The sequence below is a fragment of the Streptococcus sp. 1643 genome (assembly GCF_006228325.1).
GTDB lineage: Bacteria > Bacillota > Bacilli > Lactobacillales > Streptococcaceae > Streptococcus.
The window spans coordinates 653,898-667,063 of the sequence record NZ_CP040231.1 but is presented as its reverse complement, the minus strand read 5'-3'; the positions used below and the strand labels follow the sequence as shown (position 1 = coordinate 667,063).

Below are 13,166 nucleotides of genomic sequence, written 5' to 3'. Positions count from 1 at the left end.
AAAGAATTTTCTTGGCCTTTTATATGCTATATTCTTAAAATATACGGTTTCTTTGTACCTCAGTTTATGGTATAATAAATCAAACTGAATAAAAGGAGACTTAATAATGGAAAAAAATCGTTTGTATATTCTCATTTCTGCTGGAGTAGCCATCCTTGGTTCACTTTTGCCATGGGCTAGTTTAAATGCAGGTTCTTTTGGATCCTATAGCGTGAATGGTTACCAAGGTGATGGGTGGTTTGTCATTATCGCCGCTATTGTGTCTATTGTTCTTGCTTGCTTGAATAATATGAATAAAGCAATGCCTAAAGGGTTCTCAATTGGTGTCATTGTTGCGGGTGCAATTGCAACTCTCGTCACACTAAATAGTCTCTTTAATGTAAATAAATACATGTCTAACTTTGGTGGATATGGCATTTCAATCGGCTTTGGTTTGATTTTGGCTATTCTTGCTAGCATTGCACTAGTTGTAACTGGTCTCTTGGCAATGTCAGGTGGTAAAATTACCAAAGAATCATTTACTGAATTAGCTGAGTCTGGTAAAGATTTTGCTCAAACTGTCGGACGTGTAACAAGCTCTACTGTTAAAACTGCAGTCGAAGAAATCAAAAAAGAATCTCAAGAACGTAAAAAAGAAGAAACTACAGCTGAAAAAACAGAGACAGCTAAAGAGAAAACCGAGCAAAAAGAAGAAGCTAAGGAACCAGCTAATGTAGAAGCTGAATCAGCAGCAGAAAACGCAGAACCAGTAAAAGAAGAAACTACTGAATCTGAAACAAAAACAGAAGCTGAGCCAGTAGCTGAACCAACAGAAACAGAGGCTGAAGCTGAAACTGTAACAGAATCAACTGAAACAGAACCTACTGAAACTGAAAAAGAAGCTGAATCAGCAGCAGAAAACGTAGAACCAGTAAAAGAAACAGAAGTAAAAAATCAACAAGAAGAAAAAACTCCAAATCAAGAGAACTAATCATTCTTCTACCGTCACTCCAGTAAACACTGGAGTGATTTTTTATCAAGATTTTTAATAAAATCAGGGAAAAGACTTGCCAAACTTATCAGAATCTGATAGACTAGTATGGTAACAATCTATGGCTCGCAAAGAGACCATGGCAGAAAGGAAATATTGCAAAATGAAAAAAGATATCCATCCAGAATATCGCCCAGTTGTCTTCATGGACACAACTACTGGTTACAAATTCCTTAGCGGTTCAACAAAACGCTCTAACGAAACTGTTGAGTTCGAAGGCGAAACTTACCCATTGATCCGTGTGGAAATTTCATCAGACTCACACCCATTCTACACTGGACGTCAAAAGTTCACTCAAGCAGATGGACGCGTGGATCGTTTCAACAAAAAATACGGTCTCAAATAATGATAAAAAAGAACAGTTACCACTGTTCTTTTTTTGTACTTGTTTTTATGAACCAATTACTACTACTTTCTCTTTATCAGCCTTCACGCTGACACTATAATTGATTTCAAACGAGTTTAAAAAATATCGAAAAGAAGCTTGATATTGAGAATGGTCAAGATGATTGAAACTGTGTAACCTAGGATTGTGTTCCACTTGGCATTGGAAAATTCTCCCATCAGTGACTTCTTAGAGGTCAGATAGATTAAGGGGAAGATTGAAAACGGAAGAGCAATTGACAGAAAGACCTGTGAATAGACCAATAACTGATCCAAGGTTTTTTCTTGATGTCCAAACAAGACGGCTACAATAATCACAGGGAGCAATGCAAAAATCCGGGTACCGATACGGATAATCCACTGAGGCAATTTCAGATGTAAGAAGCCTTCCATGACAATCTGTCCTGTTAAGGTACCTGTAATGGTCGAATTCTGGCCACTTGCTAAGAGGGCTAGGGCAAATAAAGTTGACAGAGTTGAACTAGCTATCGCTCCTGCTATTGTCGAATCCTGTAAAGCATTGTACATTTGAGAAAAAGCTGAAATTTCAGATGCATGACCAAAAAAGAGAGATGCCCCTAAAATGAGAAGTAAGGAATTGACAATAAAGGCTAGGGACAACTGAAGATTTGAATCCCAGGTCATAAAACGCACGGCTTTTCGAACATCCTTCTTATTTTTGTGATTGATTTTCCTTGTCTGGGATAGGGATGAATGAAGATAGAGATTATGGGGCATGACTGTCGCTCCTACAATTCCTAGAGCCAAGGTCAATTGGCTTTCATGACCTGGCAATGGTGTCTCAAATAATGTTGGAGTTGGTAAATAACCACCAATAATCCCCTGGATACTTGGATTGGATAAAGCTACCAGATAGGTAAAGATGGCTAATATGGTTAAAATAAGGGTCGTAACAATGGCTTCAATTTTTTTGAAGCCAAATTTCATCAATAAAAGTAACAAAAATACATCTAAAACGGTTAAGAGGATAGCGACCATAATCGGTATTTTAAATAAAAGATTTAAGGCAATCGCTGAGCCTAAAACCTCGGCTAAGTCTGTCGCCATTAAAGCTAATTCTAAAATCACCCAAAGACTATAGCGGAGCCATTTGGGAGCATGATGTGCAGTTGCCTGTGCTAGGTCCATCTTAGTTACGATACCGAGTTTTCCAGCCATCTGTTGTAACTGCATGGCAATGATGGAGGAAATCAAAATAACAAATAAGAGACTATATTTGTAGGAAGCACCACCAACCACACTGGTAATCCAGTTTCCAGGATCCATATAACCAACTGCTACAAGGGCTCCAGGTCCTAAAAATGCTTTTAGATTTTGCCAAAAATGATTGTTATTAGGAGTTTCAATAGATTGGTTGATCTCAGAAAGAGAGACTTTTTTGTAAGAAGACATCGGAATTTTACACTTTCTAATCTGTCTTTACTTTTTTAATGGAATTTTTGAAAATATAATGAAAATAGTTTCCCATTTCCAATTCTCCCTTATTATATCACATTTTAGAATGATTCTTAAGGAAAGAATGATGGTTGAAATAGGCAATTTCTGTATTGCAAAAGCCAGCGTTAGAAAACGCTGGCTTTAAAACTGTGAAAATTCTTTCTCAACTAGATCGCTTCTGTGACAAAACTACGGCTTTCTAGCACCTTGAGCATGGCATTAGCTGTATCTAGAGCTGTAAAGAGTGGCACACCGTGTTCAATGGCTGAACGACGAATTTGCTCACCATCTTCGTCAGCAGTTCGTTTAGTTCCGACAGTATTGATGATCGCTTGGATTTTCCCTTTGCGGACAAAGCTTGGGATATCCTGTTCATCGTCACCAATCTTACCAACAGGTTGGGCTTGAAGTCCATGACTGGCAAAGAAGGCTGCTGTCCCTTCTGTCGCGAGGATACCATAACCGATATTTTGGAAACGGCGAGCCAAGTCCAAGGCTTCATCTTTAGCATCATCTGCAATAGTGAATACAACATTCCCGAAGGTTGGCAAGTGTAGGTAAGAAGCTTCAAAGGCCTTATAAAGAGCCTTTTCAAGAGTTGTATCAGAACCCATAACTTCACCTGTTGACTTCATTTCAGGACCTAGTAAGCTGTCTACCTTAGCTAGTTTCGTAAAGGAGAAGACAGGCGCCTTGATATGAACGCGAGTGCTTTCTGGATAAAGGCCATCTTGGTAGCCAAGTTCTTCAAGACTTTGACCAAGAATGAGCTTAGTCGCTACCTGAGCCATAGGAATATTAGTTACCTTAGAAAGGAATGGCACCGTACGGCTGGCACGTGGATTGACCTCAATAACATAGACTTTTTCGTCCTTGATGACAAACTGGATGTTCATCATCCCAAGACAGTTAAGACCAATTGCTAGGCGTTTGGTGTAGTCTGCAATGGTTTCCTGAACCTTTTGCGACAAGGTTTGCGGTGGGTAAACGGCCATTGAGTCACCTGAGTGAACACCAGCACGTTCGATATGTTCCATAATACCAGGGATAAGGACATTTTCTCCGTCTGAGATGGCATCAACTTCGCACTCTTGCCCAACGATGTATGAATCAACAAGAACTGGATGGTCTGGACTAGCCTTAACAGCGGTACGCATGTAAGAACGGAGGTCTTCTTCGTTTTCCACGATTTCCATAGCACGTCCACCCAAGACATAAGATGGGCGAACGAGGACCGGGAAGCCAATCTTGCGAGCTGCAAGCACTGCTTCTTCTTCATTGGTAGCCGTTTGTCCTGGTGGCTGTGGAATATCCAAGTCTTTAAGAGCTTGCTCGAAGAGGTCGCGGTCTTCGGCACGGTCTAAGTCAGCGACTTGCGTACCAAGGATGGTCACACCTGCTTTTGCCAATGGCTCTGCAAGGTTGATGGCTGTTTGACCACCGAACTGAACGATAACCCCTTTTGGTTGCTCCAAGTCAATAACATTCATAACATCTTCAAAAGTTAATGGCTCAAAGTAGAGCTTATCAGATACCGAGAAGTCTGTAGAAACGGTCTCTGGGTTTGAGTTCATGATGATGGCTTCGTAACCAGCTGCTTGGATAGCCTTAACAGAGTGAACGGTTGCGTAGTCAAACTCAACCCCTTGACCGATACGGATTGGACCTGAACCTAGGACAAGTACAGATTCCTTATCAGACTTGATAGACTCATTTTCCCAACCATAGGTTGAATAGAAATATGGTGTTTCAGAGTCGAACTCTGCCGCACAGGTATCGACCATCTTGTAAACTGGGACAATCTTATTTTCCAAGCGAAGTTGGCGAACTTGGTCAGCTGTCGTTTTCCAGAGTTCAGCAATCTTACGGTCTGAGAAACCATTGAGTTTGGCTGTTTTCAAGATTTCTAAATCTTGTGGATGTTCACCCAATTCTTGCTCGATTTCAAAGATGTGCAAGAGTTTATCCAGATAGAAGATATCAATCTTAGTCAATTCAGCAATTTCTTCTGGTGTGTAGCCACGGCGAATGGCTTCTGAAACGTAGAAGAGACGATCATCTTGGGCTTTCACAACCTTTTCAATCAAAGCATCATCTGAAACGGTTGCAAGTTCAGGCATTTCATTGTGGTGAACCCCAATTTCAAGAGAGCGACATGCCTTGAGAAGTGACTCCTCGATGTTCCGACCGATGGCCATAACTTCTCCAGTTGCCTTCATCTGGGTACCAAGACGACGTTCCCCTTTTTCAAACTTGTCAAATGGGAAACGTGGAATCTTAGCAACCACATAGTCGAGGGCAGGCTCAAACATGGCATAGGTTGAACCTGTAACTGGGTTGATGACCTCATCCAAGGTCAAACCGACGGCAATCTTGGCAGCCAACTTAGCAATCGGATAACCTGTCGCCTTAGAAGCAAGGGCAGAAGAGCGCGATACACGAGGGTTTACTTCGATAACATAGTACTTGAAGCTATGCGGATCAAGGGCCAGCTGAACGTTACACCCACCTTCAATCTTGAGAGCGCGGATAATGCTCAAGCTCGCGTCACGTAGCATTTGGTTTTCATAGTCTGACATGGTTTGTGCAGGAGCAAATACGATAGAATCCCCTGTATGAATCCCAACTGGGTCAAAGTTTTCCATGTTACAAACAACGAGGGCATTATCAGCCGAGTCACGCATAACTTCGTACTCGATTTCCTTGAAACCTGCAATGGAACGCTCAATCAAACATTGGGTAACAGGTGACAGTTTCAACCCATTTTCAGCGATTTCACGCAATTCTTCCTCGTTGGCACACATACCACCACCAGTACCACCTAGGGTAAAGGCTGGACGAACGATAACAGGGTAGCCGATTGATGTCGCAAAGGAAACAGCTTCTTCCACTGTGTTGACAATTTCAGATTCAGGAATCGGCTGCTCAAGCTCTTCCATCAATTGTTTAAAGAGGTCACGGTCCTCCGCTTGGTCGATGGCAGACAATTTAGTCCCCAGAAGTTCGACACCAAGCTCATCAAGAATACCGTTTTTAGACAATTCCATGGCCATATTGAGCCCTGTCTGACCACCAAGTGTGGGGAGCAAGGCATCTGGACGTTCCTTACGGAGAATACGTGTCACAAACTCGAGTGTAATCGGTTCGATGTAGACCTTATCCGCAATCTCCTTATCCGTCATGATGGTTGCAGGGTTTGAGTTAACCAAAACAACCTCATAACCTTCCTCTTTCAACGACAAGCAAGCCTGGGTCCCAGCGTAGTCAAACTCAGCAGCCTGACCAATAATAATCGGACCAGAACCAATCACCATAATTTTTTGAATATCAGTACGTTTAGGCATTTATAAGATATTAAGGGCGTCAAGCGGACAAAGCTAAAATAGGAGTTATGACGAAGAACTGTCAGTTCTAGGAATAACTATCTTTTTAGCACCGTCCGTAGCCCGTATTCAGTTCAGCAAATACGGACCACCCTTCTCCTTTCTATTCGGCAACTCTCAGGTTGCCATTAAATAAATTCTCCGACGATTTTTTAGAGAAACGATATTTTTCGATAAAAAATCTAGTGCAGGGAGTTTTTAGTTCGCCCGATAGCGACTAAAAAACGACCTGACTTTCTATCGTCGCCTCACAGAGCGACATTAAATAAGATACAAAGGACGAATAGAAAGCGATTGAATTTTAGGAAACCAAGGAAGTATTGACAATCCAAGTTGGTTTCTCTAAATTCCGAGCTTTCCGTCCGTGTTCAGTTAAATAAATTCTCCGACGAGCTTTTACTCGTTCTTAGTTTGCTTGTTTAAAAGCTTCCATCATCTCGATAAATTCGTCAAAGAGGTAGCTAGCGTCGTGTGGACCGGGAGCTGCGTCTGGGTGGAATTGTACAGAAAAACCTGGTTGGTATCTGTGGCGAACTCCTTCAACTGATTTGTCATTGATTTCTTCGTGGGTGATGATCAAATGCTCTGGCAAGTCCTCACGGCTGACTGCATAACCATGGTTTTGGCTAGTAAAGTCTACACGTCCTGTTGCAATTTCACGTACCGCGTGGTTAAATCCACGGTGACCAAATTTCATCTTGTAGGTCTTAGCTCCGTTTGCCATGGCAAAAAGTTGGTGTCCCATACAAATTCCGAAGATTGGAATTTTCCCTTGAATACCACGAATCATGTCCAGTGCTTCTGGAACGTCTTCTGGGTTACCTGGACCATTTGACAACATAACTCCATCAGGATTTAGGTGGAGAATTTCTTCTGCCGTTGTTGAATAAGGAACAACCGTCACGTTACAGTTGCGCTTAGAAAGTTCACGTAAGATTGAGTGCTTGAGACCAAAGTCCACTAGCACCACGCTCAAACCAACTCCTGGAGCTGGATAGGAAGTTTTAGTAGAAACTTGTTTGATATTGTCTGTCGGCAAGACTGTTGCTTGGAGCTGGTCCGTCACATGGTCCATACTGTCCCCAACGTGAGTCAAGGTTGCACGCATGGTACCATGCTTACGGATAATCTTGGTAAGTGCACGCGTATCAATCCCTGAAATACCTGGAATTTTCTTAGCTTTCAAAAATTCATCCAAGGTCATTTGGTTGCGCCAGTTGCTAGCTCGACGCGCTTCTTCGAAAACGACAACTCCCTTACAAGTTGGAATGATGGATTCGTAATCATCACGATTAATGCCATAATTTCCTACCAAAGGATAGGTAAAGGTCAAGATTTGCCCATTATAAGACTGGTCAGTAATGGATTCTTGATAGCCTGTCATCCCTGTATTAAAGACGATTTCGCCTGTTACATCTATATCTGCTCCGAAGGCCTTGCCTTCAAAAACTGTGCCATCTTCTAATACTAGAAGTCTTTTTGTCATATTTTCACCTCTCGTGGACGCTCACTGGCGTCTTTTAACGTCTTGTGTTTTAGTTGGCGTTTCTACTCGCCAGTACGGATTCTAAGATTGCCATTCGAACAAAGACACCGTTGGTCATTTGTTGGACAATGCGTGATTTTGGTGCTTCAACCAAGTGGTCAGCAATTTCCACATCTCGATTCACTGGGGCAGGATGCATAATGATTGCTGTTTCTTTTAATCTATTATAGCGTTCTTGGTTCAAGCCGTGTTGAGCATGGTAGTATTCTTTTGAAAAGACCGCTCCACTTTCGTGGCGTTCATGTTGAACGCGGAGCAACATCAAAACATCCACCTGATCAACAATCTCATCAATGGTTACAAACTGTCCATAGTCCGCAAACTCTTGGCTTCTCCATTCCTCAGGTCCTGCAAAGAACAGTTCAGCTCCCAAGCGTTTCAAAATCTGCATATTTGATTTGGCGACACGTGAGTGGTCCAAGTCGCCTGCAATAGCGACCTTGAGCCCCTCAAAGTGACCAAATTCTTCATAAATAGTCATCAAATCAAGCAAGCTCTGACTAGGATGTTGTCCCGAACCATCTCCACCATTGATGATGGAAGTCGTAATTGATGGACTCGCAATCAACTCTCTGTAATAGTCGACCTCTGGGTGGCGAATCACACAGACATCCACTCCTAGAGCAGATAGAGTCAAGATGGTATCATACAATGTCTCACCCTTATTGACCGAACTAGTCTTCACATCAAAGTCCAGTCGTTCCAGCCCCAGCTTAATCTCTGCCACTTCAAAGGACTTATGTGTCCGTGTAGAATCTTCAAAGAAGAGATTCGATACGATAGGTTTGTTCTCGTAGGGGAGTTGGGCTCCGTTTTTAAACTCAATCCCTCGTTTGATCAATTTCATCACTTGATCAACTGTAAGGTCTTCCATGGAAACCACATGGTTCAATGCTTGTTGATTTTCTGACATGGCTACTCCTTCAGCTTTCTAAGCTTCTTCAGTAATCAGAACTCTGTCTTGGCCATCAAGTTCTGTCATCTCTACGATGATTTCTTCAGAACGACTGGTTGGGATATTTTTCCCAACGTAATCTGGACGAATAGGCAATTCTCTATGTCCACGGTCAACTAGCACCGCAAGACTCACGCGCGCAGGACGACCATGGCCGACAATGTTATCAATAGCGGCGCGGATGGTACGGCCTGTATAGAGTACATCATCCACCAAGATAACTTCACGGTCTGTCACATCAACAGAAATCAAAGAAGTATCTTCTCCGCTTTTAACATCATCACGGAAAGGTTTGGTGTCCAATTCCACAACAGGAACAGTGATGTTTTCCAACTGCTCCAAGCGTTCTTTGATACGATGAGCGATGAAAACACCACGCGTTTTTATCCCAGCTAGGATAATTTTATTCAAATCTTTATTGCGCTCAATAATCTCATAAGTAATTCGCGTAATCGCTCGTTTGACAGTCAATTCGTCTACAACTTCTTTTGTCTTCATGACAAACCTCCAAAAAGAAAAGTCTCCTTCTACAAGGAGACTTGAAATGTATAGCTAAGCGAGCCCTACTGTATACAGTATAGACTTCACCCTTCTACTTTATCGCGCTCCTTGCCTGCCTCACGGGACAGGTTTAAAGGACTATTTAGTTACCATTTACTATAGCACAAAGCACCCTTAAAATCAAGCAAAAACTTTTTCAGAGTCCCCTTAAACATTGCTAAAATCATATAACTGGGGATAGTGGTCACATTCTGGATTTTTGGGATGACAGATAGCTCGTCCAAAGTAAATCATGGCCTGGTGAGCTGCTAACCATTCTTCTGGTGGCAAGACATCCATAACACGTTTCTCTACTTCAAGTGGCGTAGCTGATTTTTTAACGATATCGTGATGTTTGCAAATACGCTCCACATGAGTATCGACTGCGAAGGCTGGGATTCCATAGCCCACACTCATGACAACATTGGCTGTCTTACGACCAACACCTGCTAGACTTTCTAATTCTTCACGTGTCTGAGGGACTTGACCATCAAAATCATCTAGTAACTGTTGGGCACATTTTTTAAGGAATTTAGCCTTATTTCGATACAGTCCCAGACGAGAAATGTGTGAAGCAATTTCACTCTCTGTCGCTACAGACATGGCTTGCGGCGTTGGAAAAGCAGCAAAGAGCCCTGGTGTGGCCTTATTTACCGCTGCATCTGTGGTCTGGGCTGACAGCATCACCGCAACCAGTAGTTCAAAATGATTGGTAAAATCAAGACTAGGCTTAGCATCTGGAAAGAGGGCAATAATTTCCTCTATGACATGACGGGCACGTTTCTTAGATAAAACCATCTACTCGTCTCCATCAAACAGTCCTTGCAAGCCAGCAAATGGACTGTTTTCTTCTTTCTTGACTGCTTGTTGGGCTTGGTATTCATCTTCAGTCATGATTTGCCAGTCATTTCCTGACACAAAACCTTGGCCCGCCTCTTCTTCTGCCGTCAAGACCTTGATAGGGATATTGAGCAGAATATTATCTGCTACGCTCTCAGCAAGGTCAATTTCCCCATTTTCGATAGGCAAGACCAAATCATCATCTAGAACTTCCTGGTCTAGTTGGTTGGTCGCTCCTTCCATGAAAACTTCTGTGACTGGATAAGACTCAGCCAACTCAACTGGCTCCATACTGCGGCTGGAAGCAAGGACAATGGTATATGACAACTGATAGTCCAAGAAATACAGACGGTCTTCGTACTGCACCTTCCCCACTGCAAGGATATCTTTGACATCTAAAATCTCTTGATTTCGTTTACACAAGTCTGCTGCCAGGTCTAAAGCTTGTTCAAAATGTAGGCCTTCAGGTTGCTTACGAATTTCTTGAATGTTTAACTTCATATTTCCTCCATAAAGATGTACTCACTTGATTATACCATGAAAAGGCTATAAGTCAGCCTCCCAAACTTTGAGATTAAAATCTCATTTTTTAACATATTTACTATGACAAACTTTCCTATTAGTGCTATACTATAGGCAAGAATACATCAGAGCAAGGAGGATGCTCATATGGAAGACAAAGCACTCATCACTGAAGCTTATCGACTCCTTTCCGAGTTAAATAAAAGCTACCAAAGCTGTAAACAAGGAACAGCTGATGATCTTCGACTGCAAGAGCTGCTGAACACCACTCTTAAGGAACTAAAAACAGCAGAAAAGCTGGACAACAGTATCTTAATCGACCTTGAGAAATTTTACCAACGCACCAGTCTTCTGATTGGACTGGGTAGCCTAAAACTAAATGATCAAGCACGCACCGCTTGGCGAAACTATGACAAGTTCCATTACGAGCACGTCAAACACGTACTGACTCTCTATGGACCTGTTTTTGGATTTTAGAGTTTAGAATTTTGGATTTTCTATTGACAAAATTTCCTTAAAGGTATAGGATAGAGATACTAATACTCGGAGGTATGGGAGACATGAACAACTAATCTATCAAATAAAGAACTTTATTTAGTAGATCTTGTTTTTGTCTCTTTTTGTGTGCTCTTTTTATACTAGATTTTCTAGTATCTTGTCCTCATTGAAAATCGAAAAACTAGAAAGCTATGCTCCTCTTGAGTTGGGTTAGGCAGCTCCAAGCTAGTTTGACGAGTTTTTCAACGAGGATAATAGAGTTTTTGACAGTGACTTTGGGCTCTACTAGATAAAGTAGAGCTTTTTGTTATGCAATATCGACATTCTAGAAAGGGCAAGAATATGATAAAAATCAATCATCTAACCATCACGCAAAACAAAGATCTACGAGATCTTGTATCTGACCTAACCACGACTATCCAAGACGGGGAAAAGGTTGCTATTATTGGTGAAGAAGGAAATGGTAAATCGACTTTACTACGAGCTTTAATGGGGGAAGCATTACCTGATTTTACTATCAAGGGCGACATCCAGTCTGATCTTCAATCACTGGCCTACATTCCTCAAAAACTCCCTGAAATCCTGAAAAATAGGACTCTACACGACTACTTCTTTTTGGATTCTGCTGATTTAGACTACAGCATTCTTTATCGTTTGGCGGAGGAGTTGCACTTTGATAGCGACCGTTTTGCTAGCGACCAAGAAATTGGTAGCCTCTCGGGGGGCGAATCTTTGAAAATTCAGCTCATCCACGAGTTAGCCAAACCCTTTGAGATTCTATTTTTGGATGAACCTTCAAATGACCTAGACCTTGAGACGGTTGATTGGCTAAAAGGTCAGATTCGAAAGATTAGGCAAACTGTTATTTTCATTTCCCATGATGAAGACTTTCTTTCTCAAACGGCTGATACTATTGTCCACTTGCGACTGGTCAAGCATCGGAAAGAAGCGGAAACGCTAGTCGAGCATTTAGACTATGATCGCTATAGTGAGCAGAGAAAGGCTAATTTTGCAAGACAAAGCCAGCAAGCTGCTAACGACCAGAGAGCCTATGACAAAACCATGGAAAAACATCGCCGCGTCAAGCAAAATGTGGAAACTGCACTTCGAGCTACCAAAGACAGTACTGCCGGTCGCCTATTGGCTAAAAAGATGAAAACTGCTCTCTCTCAAGAAAAACGCTTTGAAAAGGAAGCTCAGTCCATGACCCAAATGCCACTTGAAGAGGAACAAATCCAACTTTTCTTCTCAGACATCCAACCATTACCATCTTCTAAAGTCTTAATCCAACTGGAAAAAGAAAATTTATCCATTGGCAAGCGCATTTTAGCTCAGGAGTTACAACTAACTGTTCGTGGCCAAGATAAAATCGGTATCATCGGGCCAAATGGTGTTGGAAAATCAACACTGTTAACCAAATTGCAACAACTGCTCAGCGCTAAAAGAGAAATATCGCTTGGTTTTATGCCACAAGATTACCATAAAAAACTGCAATTGGATTTATCTCCAGTAGCCTATCTCAGCCAAACTGGGGAAAAAGAGGAACTACAGAAAATCCAATCTCACCTAGCCAGTCTCAATTTCAACTATCCAGAGATGCACCATCAAATCCGCTCCCTATCTGGCGGTCAACAAGGTAAACTCCTACTTTTGGATTTAGTGTTGCGCAAACCAAACTTTCTCCTTCTGGATGAGCCTACACGTAATTTTTCTCCCACTTCTCAACCTGAAATCAGAAAACTATTTGCCTCTTATCCTGGCGGTCTGATCACTGTTTCGCATGACAGACGCTTCTTAAAAGAGGTCTGTACGAGTATCTATCGTTTGACAGATCGTGGTTTGGAAGTTGTTGATTTACAAGATTTATAAATGTTGAACATAGCAAAAATCCAGAGACGATCTCTGGATTTTGTTTACACACGTCTTTCTTGGGATCATTGATATAAAGAGCGCTTCTGGCGTCTTTTACGTGACAGATTATGCTCTGACTTTTGTTTAAATTATATAAGC

The 13,166-nt window shown here is 41.9% G+C and carries 11 protein-coding genes; 4 read left to right on the top strand and 7 right to left on the bottom strand.

Annotated elements, in window-relative coordinates; translation table 11 throughout:
* Positions 1-106 precede the first annotated feature (106 nt).
* Positions 107-970 (top strand): lantibiotic ABC transporter permease, encoded by an 864-nt coding sequence (locus FD735_RS03570; protein ID WP_139658496.1) that lies wholly within the window; start codon positions 107-109, stop codon positions 968-970.
* Positions 971-1,133: 163 nt separating this feature from the next.
* Positions 1,134-1,376, top strand: a complete 243-nt coding sequence (locus tag FD735_RS03565; RefSeq protein WP_000710762.1) for a type B 50S ribosomal protein L31 — start codon at positions 1,134-1,136, stop codon at positions 1,374-1,376.
* Between the two features lie 116 nt (positions 1,377-1,492).
* On the opposite strand, the gene FD735_RS03560 is transcribed toward FD735_RS03565, so the two are convergent.
* From FD735_RS03560 to FD735_RS03530, 7 genes are all read right to left on the bottom strand, one after another.
* Positions 1,493-2,827, bottom strand: a complete 1,335-nt coding sequence (locus tag FD735_RS03560; RefSeq protein WP_139658495.1) for an Nramp family divalent metal transporter — start codon at positions 2,825-2,827, stop codon at positions 1,493-1,495.
* Positions 2,828-3,039: 212 nt separating this feature from the next.
* Positions 3,040-6,216 carry a carbamoyl-phosphate synthase large subunit gene (carB, locus tag FD735_RS03555; protein ID WP_139658494.1) on the bottom strand — a complete coding sequence of 1,059 codons (3,177 nt, stop codon included), beginning with the start codon at positions 6,214-6,216 and terminating at the stop codon, positions 3,040-3,042.
* 445 nt (positions 6,217-6,661) lie between these two features.
* The gene (locus FD735_RS03550; protein WP_000166842.1) at positions 6,662-7,741 is read right to left on the bottom strand and encodes a carbamoyl phosphate synthase small subunit; all 1,080 of its coding nucleotides are present in this window, start codon (positions 7,739-7,741) and stop codon (positions 6,662-6,664) included.
* 49 nt (positions 7,742-7,790) lie between these two features.
* Positions 7,791-8,714, bottom strand: a complete 924-nt coding sequence (locus FD735_RS03545) for an aspartate carbamoyltransferase catalytic subunit (RefSeq protein ID WP_139658493.1) — start codon at positions 8,712-8,714, stop codon at positions 7,791-7,793.
* Positions 8,715-8,732: 18 nt separating this feature from the next.
* A complete protein-coding gene (gene pyrR, locus FD735_RS03540) occupies positions 8,733-9,254 on the bottom strand; it encodes a bifunctional pyr operon transcriptional regulator/uracil phosphoribosyltransferase PyrR (RefSeq protein WP_000850018.1) in 522 nt (173 codons plus the stop codon).
* Positions 9,255-9,464: 210 nt separating this feature from the next.
* Positions 9,465-10,094 (bottom strand): endonuclease III, encoded by a 630-nt coding sequence (nth, locus tag FD735_RS03535; protein ID WP_139658492.1) that lies wholly within the window; start codon positions 10,092-10,094, stop codon positions 9,465-9,467.
* Positions 10,095-10,637 (bottom strand): DUF177 domain-containing protein, encoded by a 543-nt coding sequence (locus FD735_RS03530; RefSeq protein ID WP_139658490.1) that lies wholly within the window; start codon positions 10,635-10,637, stop codon positions 10,095-10,097.
* A gap of 168 nt (positions 10,638-10,805) precedes the next feature.
* Here FD735_RS03530 and FD735_RS03525 point away from each other — a divergent pair, with 168 nt between their 5' ends.
* Both FD735_RS03525 and FD735_RS03520 read left to right on the top strand, forming a co-directional pair.
* Positions 10,806-11,135 carry a helicase BlpT gene (locus tag FD735_RS03525; protein ID WP_139658489.1) on the top strand — a complete coding sequence of 110 codons (330 nt, stop codon included), beginning with the start codon at positions 10,806-10,808 and terminating at the stop codon, positions 11,133-11,135.
* A gap of 330 nt (positions 11,136-11,465) precedes the next feature.
* Positions 11,466-13,025, top strand: coding sequence for an ATP-binding cassette domain-containing protein (locus FD735_RS03520; RefSeq protein ID WP_139658487.1), 1,560 nt, complete (start codon positions 11,466-11,468; stop codon positions 13,023-13,025).
* Positions 13,026-13,166 lie beyond the last annotated feature (141 nt).